The organism is Kosakonia sp. YIM B13571 (genome assembly GCF_042788095.1).
GTDB lineage: Bacteria > Pseudomonadota > Gammaproteobacteria > Enterobacterales > Enterobacteriaceae > Kosakonia > Kosakonia quasisacchari.
On sequence record NZ_JBHZPL010000002.1, the window covers coordinates 456,873 to 474,783 of the forward strand.

13 protein-coding genes and 2 pseudogenes are annotated in these 17,911 nt (G+C 54.7%); 5 read left to right on the forward strand and 10 right to left on the reverse strand.

What is annotated here, in order from left to right; all coding sequences use genetic code 11:
* The first annotated feature begins 110 nt into the window (after positions 1-110).
* Both ACFX4O_RS07255 and ACFX4O_RS07260 read left to right on the forward strand, forming a co-directional pair.
* Positions 111-1,307, forward strand: coding sequence for an L-talarate/galactarate dehydratase (locus ACFX4O_RS07255; protein WP_380207907.1), 1,197 nt, complete (start codon positions 111-113; stop codon positions 1,305-1,307).
* 78 nt (positions 1,308-1,385) lie between these two features.
* The gene (locus ACFX4O_RS07260; RefSeq protein WP_131410265.1) at positions 1,386-2,696 is read left to right on the forward strand and encodes an MFS transporter; all 1,311 of its coding nucleotides are present in this window, start codon (positions 1,386-1,388) and stop codon (positions 2,694-2,696) included.
* Between the two features lie 67 nt (positions 2,697-2,763).
* On the opposite strand, the gene ACFX4O_RS07265 is transcribed toward ACFX4O_RS07260, so the two are convergent.
* The 7 genes and pseudogenes from ACFX4O_RS07265 to ACFX4O_RS07295 all read right to left on the reverse strand — a co-directional run bounded on the left by ACFX4O_RS07265 (position 2,764) and on the right by ACFX4O_RS07295 (position 10,340).
* Complete coding sequence (locus ACFX4O_RS07265; RefSeq protein ID WP_380207908.1) at positions 2,764-3,657, reverse strand: transporter substrate-binding domain-containing protein; 894 nt, start codon at positions 3,655-3,657, stop codon at positions 2,764-2,766.
* A 9-nt stretch (positions 3,658-3,666) separates the two neighbouring features.
* Positions 3,667-4,440, reverse strand: coding sequence for an amino acid ABC transporter ATP-binding protein (locus tag ACFX4O_RS07270; RefSeq protein WP_380207909.1), 774 nt, complete (start codon positions 4,438-4,440; stop codon positions 3,667-3,669).
* Positions 4,424-5,347 (reverse strand): amino acid ABC transporter permease, encoded by a 924-nt coding sequence (locus tag ACFX4O_RS07275; RefSeq protein WP_380207910.1) that lies wholly within the window; start codon positions 5,345-5,347, stop codon positions 4,424-4,426. Before ACFX4O_RS07275 ends, ACFX4O_RS07270 begins: the two co-directional genes overlap by 17 nt.
* A gap of 9 nt (positions 5,348-5,356) precedes the next feature.
* Positions 5,357-5,866 carry a GNAT family N-acetyltransferase gene (locus tag ACFX4O_RS07280; RefSeq protein ID WP_380207911.1) on the reverse strand — a complete coding sequence of 170 codons (510 nt, stop codon included), beginning with the start codon at positions 5,864-5,866 and terminating at the stop codon, positions 5,357-5,359.
* Between the two features lie 10 nt (positions 5,867-5,876).
* A pseudogene (locus ACFX4O_RS07285) lies at positions 5,877-8,140 on the reverse strand (NtaA/DmoA family FMN-dependent monooxygenase).
* 65 nt (positions 8,141-8,205) lie between these two features.
* A complete protein-coding gene (locus tag ACFX4O_RS07290; protein ID WP_380207912.1) occupies positions 8,206-9,327 on the reverse strand; it encodes an amidohydrolase in 1,122 nt (373 codons plus the stop codon).
* Positions 9,324-10,340 (reverse strand): LLM class flavin-dependent oxidoreductase, encoded by a 1,017-nt coding sequence (locus ACFX4O_RS07295; RefSeq protein WP_380207913.1) that lies wholly within the window; start codon positions 10,338-10,340, stop codon positions 9,324-9,326. Before ACFX4O_RS07295 ends, ACFX4O_RS07290 begins: the two co-directional genes overlap by 4 nt.
* A gap of 153 nt (positions 10,341-10,493) precedes the next feature.
* Here ACFX4O_RS07295 and ACFX4O_RS07300 point away from each other — a divergent pair, with 153 nt between their 5' ends.
* Both ACFX4O_RS07300 and ansP read left to right on the forward strand, forming a co-directional pair.
* Positions 10,494-10,808: a hypothetical protein gene (locus tag ACFX4O_RS07300; RefSeq protein ID WP_380207914.1), complete on the forward strand. Its 315-nt coding sequence runs from the start codon at positions 10,494-10,496 to the stop codon at positions 10,806-10,808.
* Positions 10,805-12,277 carry an L-asparagine permease gene (ansP, locus tag ACFX4O_RS07305; RefSeq protein ID WP_131410280.1) on the forward strand — a complete coding sequence of 491 codons (1,473 nt, stop codon included), beginning with the start codon at positions 10,805-10,807 and terminating at the stop codon, positions 12,275-12,277. Before ACFX4O_RS07300 ends, ansP begins: the two co-directional genes overlap by 4 nt.
* 253 nt (positions 12,278-12,530) lie before the next feature.
* On the opposite strand, the pseudogene ACFX4O_RS07310 reads toward ansP, so the two are convergent.
* Positions 12,531-12,645: pseudogene (locus ACFX4O_RS07310) on the reverse strand (YncE family protein); the annotation flags it as partial.
* Positions 12,646-12,777: 132 nt separating this feature from the next.
* Here ACFX4O_RS07310 and pqqU point away from each other — a divergent pair.
* On the forward strand, positions 12,778-14,889 hold the full coding sequence (gene pqqU, locus ACFX4O_RS07315; RefSeq protein ID WP_380207915.1) for a TonB-dependent receptor PqqU: 2,112 nt from the start codon (positions 12,778-12,780) through the stop codon (positions 14,887-14,889).
* A gap of 43 nt (positions 14,890-14,932) precedes the next feature.
* Here the strand turns inward: pqqU and ACFX4O_RS07320 are convergent, their stop codons facing one another.
* Both ACFX4O_RS07320 and ACFX4O_RS07325 read right to left on the reverse strand, forming a co-directional pair.
* On the reverse strand, positions 14,933-15,799 hold the full coding sequence (locus ACFX4O_RS07320; protein ID WP_380207916.1) for a GNAT family N-acetyltransferase: 867 nt from the start codon (positions 15,797-15,799) through the stop codon (positions 14,933-14,935).
* Between the two features lie 70 nt (positions 15,800-15,869).
* Positions 15,870-17,804 (reverse strand): methyl-accepting chemotaxis protein, encoded by a 1,935-nt coding sequence (locus ACFX4O_RS07325; protein WP_380207917.1) that lies wholly within the window; start codon positions 17,802-17,804, stop codon positions 15,870-15,872.
* Between the last annotated feature and the right edge of the window lie 107 nt (positions 17,805-17,911).

The window sequence follows — 17,911 nt, forward strand, 5'->3', positions numbered from 1 at the left end:
GCTGGGTTTGTGATCGGTTGTACAAAATACCCTCCTTCCGCTGGCGATTATTTTCTTGTCGATCTACAAATGTTAGCGCAAACATTATTGTTGTTCACAGGAGCAAAACCATGACCGTAAGTGCTAATTCCGATGCCGTAACCTACGCCAGAGCATCCGATGTAAAAACCGCCGCTGAAACCGGTGACCGCATCGAGTGGGTAAAACTCTCCCTCGCCTTTCTACCGCTGGCGACCCCCGTAAGTGATGCGAAAGTGCTGACCGGGCGGCAAAAACCGCTGACCGAAGTGGCGATTATTATTGCGGAAATCCGCAGCCGCGACGGTTTTGAAGGCGTCGGTTTTAGCTACTCCAAACGCGCCGGTGGTCAGGGGATTTATGCGCATGCAAAAGAGATTGCCGATAATCTGCTTGGCGAAGATCCGAATGATATCGACAAGATTTACACCAAGTTGTTATGGGCCGGAGCCTCTGTTGGGCGCAGCGGTATGGCGGTGCAGGCCATCTCCCCTATCGATATTGCACTGTGGGATATGAAAGCCAAACGCGCCGGTTTGCCGCTGGCGAAGCTGCTTGGTGCGCACCGTGATTCGGTACAGTGCTACAACACCTCGGGTGGTTTCCTGCATACGCCGCTGGATCAGGTGCTGAAAAACGTCATTATTTCGCGTGAAAATGGAATTGGCGGTATCAAAATCAAAGTCGGTCAGCCGGATACCAAAGAGGATATTCGCCGCCTCACCGCCGTGCGCGAAGCGCTGGGCGATGACTTCCCGCTGATGGTCGATGCCAATCAGCAATGGGATCGCGAAACCGCGATTCGTATGGGACGCCAGATGGAGAAATTTAACCTTATCTGGATTGAAGAGCCGCTTGATGCCTATGACGTTGAAGGCCACGCCCAGCTTGCCGCGGCGCTGGATACGCCGATCGCCACCGGCGAGATGCTCACCAGTTTCCGCGAACATGAACAACTGATCCTCGGCAATGCCAGCGACTTTGTGCAACCAGACGCACCGCGTGTTGGCGGGATTTCGCCGTTCCTGAAAATTATGGATCTGGCCGCCAAACACAACCGCAAACTGGCACCGCATTTTGCCATGGAAGTGCACTTACACCTTTCCGCCGCTTACCCGCTGGAGCCGTGGCTGGAGCACTTCGAATGGCTGAATCCACTGTTTAACGAACAGCTTGAACTGCGCGATGGGCGGATGTATGTCTCCGACCGTCACGGCCTGGGCTTCACGCTGAGCGAACAAGCACGCGCCTGGACTCAGCAAAGCTGCGAATTCGGCAAACGCCCATAATAATAAATCCCGGACGGGAGGCTCCTTCCGTCTTTTTTGTACCCTACATCTACATTCAACCCTGCTAAAGGAGTTGTGATGAATACAATAATTAAACGCACTAATGTGCGTTACAGCATTCTGTTATTTCTATTTCTTGCCACTGTATTTAATTATGCTGACCGCGCGACACTTTCCGTTGTCGCGCCAATTATGAGTAAAGAATTAGGTTTTGATCCCGAAGCATTAGGCCTGGCGTTTTCTGTATTTGGTATCTCCTATGTGGTGATGCAAATTCCCGGCGGCTGGCTGCTGGATAAATATGGCTCGCGGTTAGTTTATGGTGTTGCGTTGATTGGCTGGTCGATTGTCACGATGTTTCAGGGCACGATTTATCTGTATGCCAGCCCGCTCATTGTACTGGTCGTGCTGCGCCTGATGATGGGCGCCATTGAGGCGCCTGCCTTCCCTGCCAACAGCCGCCTTAGTGTGCAGTGGTTTCCCAATAAAGAACGCGGTTTTGTGACGGCGGTTTACCAGGCCGCGCAATATATTTCGTTAGGGATTATCACTCCGCTCATGACGATTATTTTGCACACCCTGAGCTGGCACTATGTTTTTTATTATATTGGCGCAATCGGAGTGGTGCTGGGTATATTCTGGTTGATTAAAATTCGCGATCCATTATCCCATAAAGAAATTAACCAGCAGGAAATTGATTATATTCGTGATGGCGGCGGCGAGCCGGAATTAGGCAGTAAAAAAGGCCCGGCGAAAATCAGTTTTGCGCAAATCAAAAGTGTCTGCGTGAATCGTATGATGATCGGCGTTTATATCGGTCAGTTCTGTGTAACATCTATTACCTGGTTTTTTCTTACCTGGTTTCCCACCTATCTTTATCAGGCCAAAGGGATGTCGATTTTAAAAGTGGGCTTTGTCGCCAGTATTCCGGCTATCGCCGGGTTTATCGGCGGCTTGCTGGGCGGCGTAGTATCCGACTGGCTGTTGACGCGCGGATACAGCCTGACCACCGCGCGTAAATTCCCGGTTATCTGCGGCATGCTGCTCTCCTGCGTCATTGTGCTCGCTAATTACACCGATTCAGAAGTCGTGGTGATTGCCGCCATGAGCGTGGCGTTCTTCGCCAAAGGGTTTGGCAACCTTGGCTGGTGCGTGCTCAGCGATACGTCGCCAAAAGAAGTACTGGGAATAGCCGGCGGCGTGTTCAATATGTGCGGCAACCTGGCAAGTATTGTTACACCGCTGGTGATTGGCGTGATCCTCGCTAATACCCATTCGTTTGATTACGCGATCCTGTATGTCGGCTCAATGGGGCTGATTGGTCTTTTCTCTTATCTGTTTATTGTCGGTTCGCTGGAGCGTATCACGCTTACGCCGACCACCGCTTAACACTGGCGACTCGAGTGCGCCACGCTGTTCCGCACGTTGTACTCCCGGCGGAACAGCGTTTTTTTGTTTAATCGTAAGTGATACCTGGCGGGTTGACCTGCGATCGTTCAACCGCTTCGCCCTGCTCCCCCCAGCGCGCCAGCACCTGTTGATATTCCCCGCGCGCGATTGCGCCATCCAGCGCCGCCTGCAGGGCATACACCAGGCCATTACCTTTTTTCGTGGTGGTTGCCACCCAGGCTTTTTTCGGCCCCAGGCCAACAACTTTCGTGCTGCCGTTAAGCGCTGCTTTGTAGGCCGCGACAGATTGCGGACCAAACACCACATCCGCTCGCCCGGACTGAATATATAAATTCCCCGAGGCGTCATCCGTCAGATAGATCGGCTGCGCTAAAGGCCGACCGGCGGCCTGGTTCTCTTCATTCCAGCGCAGCAAAATGCGCTCCTGATTGGTGCCGGAACCGACAATCACTTTGCGCCCGGCGAGATCTTGCGCAGAGCGGATCGTCTGGATTGCGCTGGATGATTTAACCGAAAATGCCAGTGAATCCGCGCGGTAGGTGGCGAAGTCAAACTTCTGTTTGCGCGCTTCGGTGACGGCGATATTCACCAGCGCGACATCATAACGCCCGGAAGTAATGCCCAGCGGCCAGTCTTCCCATGCGGTTGGCACCAGTTTGAGCTTTAAACCGAGGCTTTGCGCCAGTAAACGGGCAATATCCGGATCGCTGCCGATGCGCGTGCGGTTATCGCTGGCAACCAACGCCAGCGGCGGTGAGTTGAGCGCCGAGATCGCCACTGTTAGTGTCCCCGGCTCGACAAAGCGATAATCCGCCGGGATTTTTGCGATCGCCGCCGCGTTGCGCTGCACAGTAATCGGCTGTTCATTGGCTTTTAAATCGAGTTGCCCGGCGGCGAAACTGCCTGCGCTGACCAGCAGCAGCGCCAGTAATCGTTTCATTCTCGCTCCTTATAAGACCTTCGATAAAAACTGGCGTGTGCGCGGATGCTGCGGATGATTCAGCACCTCGTCACTGCTTCCCTGTTCAACAATTTTGCCATCGACCATAAACACCACCTGGTCGGCGACTTCGCGGGCAAAGCCGATTTCATGCGTCACCACCACCAGCGTGGAACCGGCGCGCGCCAGCTTTTTGATCACATCCAGCACTTCGCCCACCAGTTCCGGATCCAGCGCCGATGTCGGCTCATCGAACAGCATCACGCGCGGGCGCAAGGAAAGCGCGCGGGCGATGGCGATGCGCTGCTGCTGCCCGCCGGAAAGATGGCGCGACCAGGCATCGGCTTTGTTGCGCAGCCCCACCACATCCAGCAGATCGTATGCCTGATCGATAGCCTCTTTACGGCTCAACTTCTTGTGGGCAATCGGGGCTTCAATCAAGTTTTCCAGTACCGTCAAATGCGGGAACAAATTGAAGCTCTGAAACACATACCCGACGTTGACGCGCTGGCGCAAAATCTCCTTCTCTTTCAGTTCATACAACTTGTCGCCATGCAGGCGATAGCCGATATATTCGCCATCAATGCGAATAAACCCTTCATCCACGCGCTCAAGGTGATTAATGGTGCGCAGCAGCGTCGATTTCCCGGAACCGGACGGCCCCAGGATCACCGTGACCGAACCGGGCGGGATCTCCAGCGACACCTCATCCAGCGCTTTATGACGACCAAAATATTTGCTGACGCCGGTAATCGAAATATGACCATTAAGAGAGGTTGGCATGAACGGGCTCCTGCGGTTGCGCCACGCGGGCAGTGGAATATGAACGAACCCGTGTGGGTGAAATCGCTGAACGCCGTTCGCTGCGTGCCAGCCAGCGTTCAACCAAATACTGAATAGCCGACAACACACTGGTGATCACCAGATACCAGACTGCGCCAACCATCAGCAGCGGGATAACTTCCTGCGTGCGGTTGTAAATCATCTGAATGGTGTAAAACAGCTCCGGCATCGCCAGCACATAAACCATCGCCGTGCCTTTGGCGAGGCTGATTATCTCGTTAAAACCGGACGGCAAAATCGTGCGCAGCGCCTGCGGCAGAATAATGCGCAGCGTGCGCCGCCAGGCGGGTAACCCCAGCGCGGCCGCCGCTTCGTACTGCCCGTGATCAACCCCAAGAAAACCACCGCGAATAATCTCGGCGGTATAGGCGCTTTGCACCAGCGTCAACCCGACGACCGCCGTGGAAAACTGCCCAAGCACGTTGATGGTTTGATAGCTCGCCCACTGAATTCCGGTAAACGGAATGCCGAGCGATAAGGTGTCGTACAGATAGGAGAAGTTATAAAGAATGATCAGCACCACAATCAGCGGTAGCGAACGAAACAACCAGATATAGCTCCAGGCAAGACTGCTCAATAGCCACGAAGACGAGAGTCTGGCTAACGCCAGTAGACCGCCAAAAATCACGCTTAGCGCCGTGCCGAGCAAGGTCAGCAACAGCGTCTGCCCTAACCCTTCGAGGATAACCGGGTCGAAAAACCAACGGGCAAACACGCTCCATTCCCAGCGCGGGTTAAAGGCCACCGACTGAACAATCGCCGCCAGCACAAACAGGGCGACAACCGCGCCGACCGTGCGCAGCGGGTAGCGCGCGGGCACCACTTTGATCGTTTCTGCATTTTTCATGGTCGCTCCTCAGGCAGTTTTGCTTAAATGCTCAACCGACAACGCTTTGGTAAAGCGCAACCGACCATCGAACGGCGGCTGGCTGTACTCTTCCGGATCGCGATGGACATCAAACTGCGGCTGATAACCCTGACTCAGATAAAGCCGCACCGCTTCCGGCTGGCGAAACCCGGTGGTCAGGTAGATATGACTGTAACCGGCCAGTACCGCGCGCCGCTCCAGCTCCTGCACAATGTTGGCCGCCAGCCCTTGCTTACGCAGTTCATGCTTCGTCCAGATGCGTTTGATCTCCGCCGTATGGGCATCAAACGCTTTGTAAGCACCGGTCGCGATGATCTCGCCATCGCGCTCCAGCACAATAAACAGCCCCTGCGGCGCTAAATACCATTCGGTAAGTTCCACTTCGGCGCTGCGGGAAAAATAGTCGCCATAGCGAGCGGTGTATTCGCCAAACAGCCCGTTTAAGATCGGCTGCAATTCCGGTGCATCTGGCGAGACATCGCGGAAACGTTCACTCATGACAGCCTCCTTAATCGCCAAGACCCGCCGGATTAACTTCCGACGCCGGAATGCGTTCTACGCTCTCGCCCCAGCGATTGAGCACCTTGTCGTAGTCGCCCGTTTTGATCGCGCCATTGAGCGCGGTTTGCACCGGTTCAACCAGCCCGCTGCCTTTACGCAGGGTGACGGCGATATGCGCCGCTTTCGGCCAGCCACCGTCCACGCTACCGACCAGCTTGGTTTTGCCGGTCAGCGCCGCCTTCCACGCGCCAATCACGTTCGGGCCGAAATAAGCGTCGGCGCGACCGGATTGCAGCGCCAGCGTCTGAGCGGCGTCATCTTTGGTGTAGATCGGCGTAAACGGTTTCAACCCTTTTTTCACGTTTTCCGCGTTCCACGCCAGCAGGATAGCCTCCTGATTAGTGCCGGAGCCGACAATAATGCGCAGCCCGGCAATGTCTTCGGCTTTCTCAATCGATTTCAGCGGACTGGTGGATTTGACATAAAAGCCGAGTGAATCCTTGCGGTAAGTGGCGAAATCGAACTTCGCTTTGCGCTCTTTGGTGACAGTAATATTGCTGATCGCCGCATCATATTTGCCGGAGGTGACGCCGAGCGGCCAGTCCTCCCACGAGGTCGGAACCACGTTCAGCTCCAGCCCAAGGCTGCTGGCGACCAGGCGGGCGATGTCGACTTCGCTACCGAGCAGCGTTTTATTGTCATCCGCAAACACCGTCAGCGGTGGAGAGTTGAGCGCCGCCACGGCGACGGTCAGTTTTCCCGGCACCACAAAGTGATAATCCTTCGGCAACTGCGCAATGGCCTGCGCGTTTTTCGCCGTGGTGATCGGCGTTTTGTTGGCTTCCAGGCTCACGCCCGTTCCGTTGATATTGACATCTTGGGCCCAGGCCAGCGGTGTTAGCGCCAGCGTTGCCGCCAGCAATAGCGATGTTTTCTGCATAGCGTTTTCTTCTTTTATTGTTGTGAGGAAGGATGAGCAGGCAGCGGCAACCCTAAGCTTTCGCGCAGTGTCGTGCCGGGGTATTCACTACGGAACAGGCCGCGAGCTTGCAGCAACGGCACCACTTTTTCGACAAAGCGCGGGAAGGTATCCGGGGTTCCGCCCTGGATGATAAAACCGTCAGCCGCGTAGCTTTCGAACCACAGTTGCAGACCATCGGCCACTTGCTGCGCCGTGCCGGAAAATCGGGGGCGCGGCGAAGCGCTTTCCAGCGCGACCTGGCGTAGCGTTAAATGGCGCTCGCGCGCATTACGCTTGATCTCATCAGTGGTGCTACGAAAACTGTTTTGCCCCAAATCGCCGATATCCGGGAACGGCTCGTCGAGCGGGTACTGGCTGAAGTCATGATGTTCGAAATAGCGCCCGAGGTAGTTCAGCGCATCCGTAATGGAGACCAGCGCGGCGGTGGTCTGGTATTGCTGTTCAGCATCTTCTTCGCTGTCGCCGACAATGACGCTGACGCCCTGGAAAATATGCAGGTCATCATGACGGCGGCCATATTTTTCCAGCTGATTTTTCACATCACGATAAAACGCTTTGGCTTCATCAAGCGTTTCCTGATGCGTAAAAATGGCGTCGGCGTGACGGGCGGCCAGTTGTTTACCATCGTCTGAGGCACCGGCCTGGAAAATAATCGGTCGTCCTTGCGGCGTGCGGCCAATATTAAGCGGTCCGGCAACCTGGAAAAAATCACCGTGGTGATTCAGCGGGTGTAACTTATTGGCGTCAAAGTATTGCCCGGTCGCTTTATTGCGCACAAACGCATCGTCTTCCCAGGAATTCCATAACCCTTTCACCACATCGAGATATTCATCGGCAATGCGGTAACGTAAGGCGTGATCCGGGTGCTGCGCGCGGGAAAAGTTTTTCGCCGAGCCTTCCAGCGGCGAGGTCACCACATTCCAGCCCGCGCGGCCATTGCTCAGATGGTCAAGGCTTGCGAACTGGCGCGCAACGGTAAATGGCTCGCTGTAGGAGGTGGAAAGTGTGCCCACCAGACCGAGGTGCGAGGTCACGCTGGCGAGCGCGGATAATACAGTTATCGGTTCAAAACGGTTTAAAAAATGCGGGATCGATTTTTCGTTGATATATAAACCGTCGGCGACAAAAAGAAAGTCCAGTTTCCCCTGCTCGGCAATGCGCGCGGTTTCCTGCACGAAGTCAAAATTAATGCTGGCATCGGCGATCGCCGCCGGATGTCGCCACGCGGACATATTTCCCGATGCGCCATGTAATAGGGTGCCAAGCCGCAGTTGTCGTGCTGTAGACATAATCGATCCTCATATTCGGGCAACAGGAGGCCCGGAGCAGTAGCCCCAGGCAGACAAATTTCACATCAGGATTGCAGCAGTGCTTTTTCTGCCAGCAGTGCGAAATAACGCGCCGCCTCTTCGATTAACGCTTCATCGGGGTTGAACGCCGGGTGGTGCAAACCGTAGTCGCTGTCGCTACCAATGCTGACAAACGCGCCCGGAATATGCTGCAAATAGACGGCAAAATCCTCGCCCCCCATGTGCAGATCCGCCTCTTGCGTCTGATAACCGTGCCAGTCAGCGACGTCGCGGGCGAACGTTGCCCACCGATCGTGATTGACCAACGCGGCAGGCCCTTCAAACCAACGCACGTTGATACTGGCATCGAACGCCTGCGCCAGACCGGCGGCAATATCGTCTACGCGGCGTTTCACCTTTTCGCGCACCGTCACCTGGTGAGTGCGCAGCGTGCCTTCCAGCTCGACATGTTCCGGCAGCACATTCCACGTATTGCCCCCCTGAATGCGGGTGACGCTCAGCACTACCGACTCCAGTGTATTGACGTTACGGCTGGCAATGCTTTGCAGCGCGACCACCAGTTGGCTGGCCAGCAAAATGGCGTCGTTACCTTCGTGCGGGCGCGCGGCATGTGCGCCTTTGCCAGTGACGGTCAGCGAAAAACGATCCACATTGGCGTAAAACGCGCCGCCGCGCGTGGCAAACGACCCGACCGGTAATCCGGGTTCGTTGTGCATGCCAAAGATGGCGCTAACGTTGTCCAGTGCGCCGGCATCGATTAACCGCTTCGCGCCGCCAAAATTCTCTTCTGCGGGCTGGAACAGAATGCGCACTCTTCCCGTCAGTTGCGGCTCCTTTTGTTTTAGCAGCAGCGCCGCGCCGAGCATGACGCTGGAGTGAACGTCGTGTCCGCAGGCGTGCATCACACCGGGATTGCGCGAAGCAAACGGCACGTCGACCGCTTCTTCAATCGGTAACGCATCGATATCCGCGCGCAAAGCGATCACTTTTTCGCCGCTGCCCACTTCTGCGACCACGCCGGTTGGCAGGCTCAACGGCAGCAATCTTAGCCCGGCGCGCTCCAGCCAGTGACGAATACGCCGGGTGGTTTCAAACTCCTGCAACGACAACTCCGGGTACTGGTGTAACTCACGTCGCCAGTCGATCAGTTGTTCTGCAAAGCTCATCCTGCCACCTCCTGCGTTGCTTTCATGTTTGCGTGGGCCTGCGCCAGACGCAATACGGAGGTCAGCCGCGCGCTCCCTTCGCTGATCGGCGTGTCGATAATAAATTCATCGATGGCGAATTGCTGATGCAGTTCCTCCAACCCCGCCAGAACTTGATCCGCTGTTCCGGCTATCAGTGACGGCTCGCGTTTTGCGATGCGCACCGCCGGGCTGCCTGCCTGGCGGGCAAACGCATGGCCTTGCGCTTCGCTGGCGACGCTCACGCGCTGACCGTTTGCCAGCTCGACGCCCCACACTTCCACCTGTTGCGCCAGCGCATTCGCCTGGGCTTCGGTTTCCGCGACGATCACCTGTACGGCAACTATCGTGTCGCGCTGACTGTGCTTTTTCCATTGGGTGACAACGTCACGTAAAAGGGCTTTGTCACCGTTGAGATGGGCGGCAAAGACAAAATTCCAGCCCAATTTTGCCGCAAGCCGCGCGCTTTCGAGGCTCGCGCCAAGCAGGAAACCTTCAGCGCGCTGCGGGGGTAGCGGTGTTGCCAGAACGGTTTCTTCTGCGTGGTCATCTTTTGACAAGGACAACCAGTTATCGAGTTGCGCCAGTTGATCGGCAAAACTGCCCTTTTCGGCGCTGTTTATTCCCTGCTGGAGTGCGCGGGTTGAGAGCGGCAAACCGCCGGGGGCTTTGCCGACGCCAAGATCAACGCGCCCAGGTGCCAGGGTCGCCAGCAGGTTGAAGTTTTCCGCCACTTTGAACGGGCTGTAATGTTGCAGCATCACCCCACCGGAACCGACGCGAATTCGCCGCGTTTGACCCAGTATCCAGGCGATAACTAACTCCGGCGACGGGCTGGCCAACTGGGTGGTGTTGTGATGTTCGGCAATCCAGAAGCGGTGATAGCCCCAGTTTTCCGCCTGCTGCGCCAGTTGCAGCGTGCGGGCCAGGGCATCCTGTGCGGTTTCGTGTTCCGCGATGGGGCTTTTATCCAGCAAACTCAGGCGATAAGACATGCAATAAACTCGCGTTAGAGGAGATAACCCCATTAATAGGGCGACGCGCGCATGCTGTGAAACAATTAATTTACATTAAATAAGCAAAAATTTTGCAAAGACACCATTGCCCGGCGCTGCCGTTGCCTTCTGCGCCAATGACAACCCGTCAATATGTTGGCAAATTTGTTACATATTCGTATTACTGATGGTGGTTTTTTCTGTTGCATTTTTCAGCGAGTTGAATCATTTGCACTGCTTGTCCCTGCCAACCTCACAATTTCCGCTAATAGTCGCCCCCAGGGGCACGGGTATGTTTTGCGTCGTTTATCGATTGCGGTTACGATGCTGCGCCATGTTTGGTCTTATCCATACGAAGAAACACTGGAAAGACAGAACATTTTCCCGCGTCAGGCAATCGATTGGTTTTCTGCCTGCCGGGTAGAGGAATTCCGCAAGGTTCAGACAGGTAAACAGGTAACGCAATGAAAACAGACAACAACGTCACGGATCATCACGCCGCGAAACGACGCTGGCTCAATTCTCACGAAGAGGGCTACAACCGCGCGATGGGTAACCGCCAGGTGCAAATGATTGCTATCGGCGGCGCAATCGGTACGGGTTTATTTCTGGGCGCAGGCGCTCGACTGCAGATGGCGGGGCCGTCGCTGGCTATCGTTTATCTGGTGTGTGGTATTTTCTCCTTCTTCATTCTGCGCGCGCTGGGCGAACTGGTTTTACACCGCCCTTCCAGCGGCAGCTTCGTCTCTTATGCGCGTGAGTTTCTTGGCGAAAAAGCCGCGTATGTTGCCGGTTGGATGTATTTCATCAACTGGGCGATGACCGGCATCGTGGATATCACCGCCGTTGCGCTTTATATGCATTACTGGGGCGCGTTTGGCGACGTGCCGCAATGGGTGTTCGCTCTTGGTGCGCTGGCGATTGTCGGCACCATGAACATGATTGGCGTGAAATGGTTCGCGGAGATGGAGTTCTGGTTTGCGCTGGTCAAAGTGCTGGCGATTGTGGTGTTCCTCGTCGTCGGGACGATTTTCCTCGGCAGTGGTAAACCGCTGGACGGCGGCGCGACGGGCTTCCATTTGATCACCGATAATGGTGGTTTCTTCCCGCACGGCCTGTTACCGGCGCTGGTGCTGGTTCAGGGCGTTGTGTTCGCGTTCGCCTCTATCGAACTGGTAGGTACGGCGGCTGGTGAGTGTAAAGATCCGCAGACCATGGTGCCGAAAGCCATTAACAGCGTTATCTGGCGTATCGGTTTGTTTTATGTCGGCTCCGTCGTGCTGCTGGTTTTGTTGCTGCCGTGGAATGCTTACCAGGCGGGGCAAAGCCCGTTTGTAACCTTCTTCTCGAAGCTGGGCGTGCCGTATATCGGTGACATTATGAATATGGTGGTGCTGACCGCCGCGCTCTCCAGCCTGAACTCCGGGCTTTACAGCACGGGCCGAATTCTGCGCTCGATGTCAATGGGCGGTTCCGCGCCGAAATTTATGTCCAAAATGAGTCGTCAACACGTGCCTTACGCGGGGATCCTGGCGACCATTTGTGTCTATATCGTTGGCGTGTTCCTGAATTACCTGGTGCCGTCGCAGGTATTTGAAATTGTGCTTAACGTCGCCTCGCTGGGGATCATTGCTTCCTGGGGCTTTATCGTGGTCTGCCAGATGCGTCTGCGCAAAGCTATCCACGAAGGCAAAGTGGCGGATGTCAGCTTCAAAATGCCAGGGGCACCGGTAACATCATGGCTGACGCTGCTGTTCCTGCTCAGCGTGCTGGTGCTGATGGCGTTCGATTACCCGAACGGCACGTACACCATCGGTTCTATTCCGCTGATCGCGGTTGTGTTGGTGGTGGGATGGTTTGGCGTACGTAAGCGCGTTAATGAAATCCACAGCACCGCGCCGGTTCATCCGGATGCAGCGCAGAAGACACGTTCGTAACGCGTCATAAAAACAAAAAGCCGCTGCGGAAACGTTGCGGCTTTTTTGTTGGCGCAAAAGCTACGCCTGCGCTTGTTTAAAACGTTGCCAGGCTGCGCTGATAATCGACGCATTCAGCGCGTCGTTTTCCCTGCTATTTAAGCGCCAGCATAAGAACGGTCATCGCCGTGGCAATTCAATTAATGTGCTGCGCATTGTATCTCCGTGCTGTCAAAGAAAAGGCTCCAGCAGGCAGCTTAAAATTATCAAACCGTTACAGCGCAATACCAATCATATCATCCGGCTGCGTGGCTTTTTTCGCGCGTTGAGGTCTGTTTCACGCTGACGTAAAACGTGTTGCCATCTGCTGAAAGCGCCAGGCTATTTGGCGCACAATCCTCTTTCCTCCGTTACACTCATCATTAACGTAATGTGCGTTTAAAGTTTTCAAATAATTTACATACGCTTTAACATATTGGCGTATTTCCTCTTTTTGGTTCGTCTTTTAACTTGGTTCCGTCATGACTATTATTTCCACCACAAAGGTCACCCTGCCGGTGTTGTTGCTGCCGGCTGCGCTTTCCTCTTCCGCTTATGCGGCCGACAACGAACAAACCATGATTGTCAGCGCCGCGCCGCAGACCGTTTCAGAGCTGGATAGCCCCGCCGCCGTGAGCGTTGTCCAGGGCGATGACATTCGTCAGGCCGCGCCGCGGGTGAATCTCTCTGAATCGCTCAGCGGCGTTCCGGGTTTACAAGTACAAAACCGGCAAAATTACGCTCAGGATTTGCAACTGTCGATTCGCGGATTTGGTTCGCGTTCCACCTACGGCGTGCGCGGCATTCGCCTGTATGTTGATGGCATTCCCGCGACCATGCCCGACGGCCAGGGGCAGACATCGAATATCGATTTAAACAGTGTGGAGAGCATTGATGTGTTACGCGGCCCGTTCTCGGCACTCTACGGCAACGCGTCTGGCGGGGTGATGAATGTTACCACGCAGACCGGGCGCGAACCGGCAACGATTGAGGTCAGCAGCTATTACGGCAGCTTTGGTAGCTGGCGCTACGGCCTGAAAGCCAGCGGTGCGATGGGCGATGGAACGCACGCAGGCGATGTCGATTACACCGTTTCCAGCACTCGCTTTGTCACCCAGGGCTACCGCGATCGCAGCGGCGCACGGAAAAACCTCGCCAACGCGAAACTCGGCGTTCGTATTGATGACGCCAGTAAACTGAGCCTGATTTTTAACAGTGTCGACATTAAAGCGAACGACGCTGGCGGGTTAACCGAGTCTGAATGGAAAGATAACCCGCGCCAGTCGCCGCGCGCGCAGCAATACGATACGCGAAAAACCATTAAGCAAACCCAGGCGGGCTTGCGCTATGAGCGCCAGATGAGCAGCCAGGATGATTTCAGCGTGATGATGTACGCCGGTGAGCGTGAAACCACGCAATATCAATCGATCCCGCGCGCTCCACAGCTCAACCCAACTCATGCGGGTGGCGTGATTGATTTAACGCGCCACTATCAGGGCATTGATACCCGCTGGACACACCGTGGCGAGCTGGGCGTACCGGTAACGTTCACCGGTGGTCTGAACTACGAAAATATGAGCGAGGAACGCAAAGGTTACGAAAACTTTGTGATGGATGGCAGCGCGCCGGTGTATGGCGAAAAAGGCAACCTGCGCCGTAACGAACGTAACCTGATGTGGAACGTCGATCCGTATTTGCAAACCGCCTGGCAACTGACCGACAAGCTGTCGCTGGATGCAGGTGTGCGTTACAGTTCCGTGTGGTTTGACTCCAACGATCGCTACATTACGGCGCTAAACGGCGATGACAGCGGCGAAGCCAATTATCACAAATGGCTGCCCGCCGCGTCGCTGAAATATGCCATCACCGACGCCTGGAATGTGTATGCCGCCGCCGGTCGCGGTTTTGAAACGCCCACCATTAATGAGCTCTCTTACCGTGCGGATGGCAAAAATGGCCTCAACTTCGCGCTGAAACCATCTACTAACGACACCCTGGAAATCGGCAGCAAAACGCGGATCGGCAATGGGCTACTGACCGCCGCGTTGTTCCGCACGGATACCGATAACGAGATCGTCACCGATAGCAGCAGCGGTGGGCGCACCACCTATAAAAACGCCGGAAAAACCCGTCGTCAGGGCGTGGAATTATCCCTCGATCAGCAGTTCGCCGGGAACTGGCGGGCAAAACTGGCGTGGACCTATCTTGATGCAACCTATCGCAGTGAGGTGTGCGACGGCGGATGTAATGGCAACCGAATCCCGGGTATCGCGCGCAATATGGGATTTGCCTCTCTGGGTTGGCAGCCAGATCAGGGCTGGTATGCGGGCGCAGATGTCCATTATATGAGCGATATGATGGCGAATGACGAAAACAGCGCCAAAGCGCCCTCTTATACCGTTACCGGGCTGAATACTGGCTATAAATTCAATTATGGCAACTGGATGATGGACGTGTTTGGCCGGGTCGATAACCTGTTTGATCGCAAATATGTCGGTTCCGTTATCGTTAATGAAGGTAACAACCGTTACTACGAACCGGCCCCTGGGCGTAACTACGGCGTGGGTTTATCGGTCGCGTATCAGTTTGAGTGATGAGAAAGCCCCTGCTGACAGGGGCTTTTTTATGCCTGGACCACTAGGCATGTGACAACAACGGAAACATCACCTGATGGTCGCGGAAAACATTCTCTTTGCCGCTGAACAGAAAAAGCGTGTCGTCATCGTCAATCATCGTGCATTCGCAATTGTGGTTTTCTTTGGGCGTAAAACCTAAGACCACACGCTGCGTTTGCTGATTGGCTAATGCATTGATGATGTGCGTTAATGTCGCGCCCGGTTCGGCAAAAATATCGAAGCACAGTAGTCTTCCTTTGTTTTGCGTGGCAATGGCGACAGCCTGATATTTTTCTGAAAAATAAACGCACTCTTTTAAATACGAAGCACAGTAAAACATTAACAAACCAATGTTGTTATTCATCGGTAGCGCCGAAAAGGGGTTTGATTTTGCGTAATAACGCATCAACCGCTGCCTGTCGGCGGCATCATCCATATCCAGCCGGTGAAAGTCACTCGCCACTGGCGTGGCGCGCAGGGTGTATTGATATTCTCGCGCTTTTTCAAAGCCAAACTTCGGATAAAAATCCCTTACTGTGGCGTTTGCGTACAAATAAATTGCATCGGCACAATGCTGCCAGTCATGGATAATTTCTGTCAGTAGGTAACGCGCAAGCCCATTATTGCGATAGCGCGTATCCGTCATTACCGTTCCTATCTGGATATAGCGTTTTTCTGCGCCCATCCAGCGCGTGTCGATAACGTTAACGGAGGCATTCGCAATAACCTGATCCTCATCGACCAGCGCGTAGGGAATGTAGTTATCCGTCCAGAATCCTGCCTGATACCACGCCTCAAATGATAAGTCGAAGGTATTTACGGCTAAATCAATAAAGCTTTGGCGCAATATGTCGTGATGTTTTAGTTGTTTTACCAGAGGGTATTTCATGCCGCCATTTCCCATAAAAAAGCCCGGTTGCATCGCGCTTCCGGGCTATCACTGATGCGCGTATCAACGATTAAAACGTGGTCCAGCCCTCATCGCTCGTGGCGGTTTCACGTGGACCTGTTTGCGGTTTCACCCCCGGTTTAGCCGTTGGTTTAACTGAGGTTGTCGATTTCGCGCCGTTTTGATCAAGACGGAACGTGGCGACCAGCTCTTCCAACAAACGCGCCTGCTCTTCCAGCGAACCCGCTGCTGAAGAAGATTCGCTCACCAGTGAGGCGTTCTGCTGCGTGGTGCTATCCAGCTCGCCGACCGCGCGGGCGATTTGTTCAATACCGCGGCTCTGCTCTTCCGAAGCGGAGGAGATTTCGCCCATGATATCGTTAACACGAGTAACCGACTGCACCACTTGATCCATGGTTTCACCGGCTTTCGCCACCAGTTCGCTACCAACATTAATGCGCGAAACGGATTCGCTAATCAGCTGTTCAATATCTTTTGCCGCCTGTGAGCTACGTTGCGACAGGCTCCGCACTTCGCTGGCCACCACGGCAAAACCGCGCCCCTGCTCACCGGCGCGTGCCGCTTCTACAGCGGCGTTCAGCGCCAGAATGTTGGTCTGGAAGGCGATGCTGTTAATCACAGCAGTAATATCGGCAATTTTGTTCGAACTGTTATGAATATCGCCCATGGTGTCCACCACTTCGCGCATCACCGTGCCGCCTTCGCTGGCGGTTTTCGATGCCTGGGCTGCCAGGCTGCTGGCATTGCGGGCGTTATCGGCGTTGTTTTTCACCGTAGCGGTCAACTCTTCCATGCTGGCCGCCGTTTCAACTACCGCTGCCGCCTGTTGCTCAGTACGGGAAGAGAGATCGGTATTGCCTTCGGCAATCTCAGTCGCGGCACGCGAAACCTTGTTCACGCTGTTGCGAACTTCAAAAATCATGTCGCGCAGCGTATCGTTCATGCGCCCCATTGCGCCAGTTAATTGCCCCAGTTCATCCGTGCTCTGCGCACGAATTTGCGAGCTCAGATCGCCACTGGCGATACGTTCCGCCAGTGCCAGGTTGCGGTCGATAGGACGCGTAATCTGGCGGATAACCCACCAGGAAACAATCACGCCAAGCAGGATAGCAATCACGCCAATAATCGCCGCAATGGTGCTGGAGGTGTACGCCAGTTCATCGTTGTGCGCTTTCACCAGCGTAATGATCTGTTTGAGCGAGGCGCTGCTGTTGTCCCCGCCTACTTTCACTTTATCTTCCGCAGTTTTTAATGCCTGGAAAGCGGTGAGGTAGTTGAGGCTCAAATCGCGGTATTTCACCGTGTCATCCCACAGGGATTGCAGCGGTGATTGCAGTTCACCCGGTAACTGGCTCACCAGCGCCTGAACGCTCTTTTGCGTTGCGCCAAAACGGGCATCCAGCGCCTCTTTCGACTCTTTACCCGGGCTGTAACGCACCACCAGCGCCGCGTCGCGCACGGTGCTGATCGCAAACAACTGCTCGTAAATTTGGGTCATTAGCGCAGGATCCGCTACCGGCGTGCGTACCAGCGTGGTATAGCGCGCGGAGAGATCTTGTGCGGCGAGTTTGTCGAGCGATTCGCGTACGGTTTTGATGTCACCCGTGGCTTTTTGCATCTCGCCAATCGCGCCCTGGAATTGCTCCAGGTGGCTGGCGACCTCGTTGATAATTTGTTTTTCGTTTGCAGACCAGGACATATCGTCGGCGCTGGTGGTCAGCTCGGAAGCGTGGCGCACGTAGTTGGACATCACCTGCCCTGATTTATCATCGCCATAGAAGTATTTCAGGCGGTTTATTTTGGCCTGGAATACTTCAATGTTGATGTTGTACATAAGGTTGGTTTTTTCGTAGACATCGCGTATTTCTTTAAAGCGCAATACGCTGAGTACGGTGGCAATAGCAACCAGAAAGAGAACTAACCCAAAACCGACTGACAGCTTTCTACTAATTTTTATATTGCTTAACCGCTGGCTAAATGACATTCCGGACTCCTTGCTAAACCCCAATGTTAGCGCCCAACAACTGCACGCACACATTGTTATCGGCAAAGAAGCCAGGTATTTCAGGTGTAAGCTGGTCTTATCAGTTG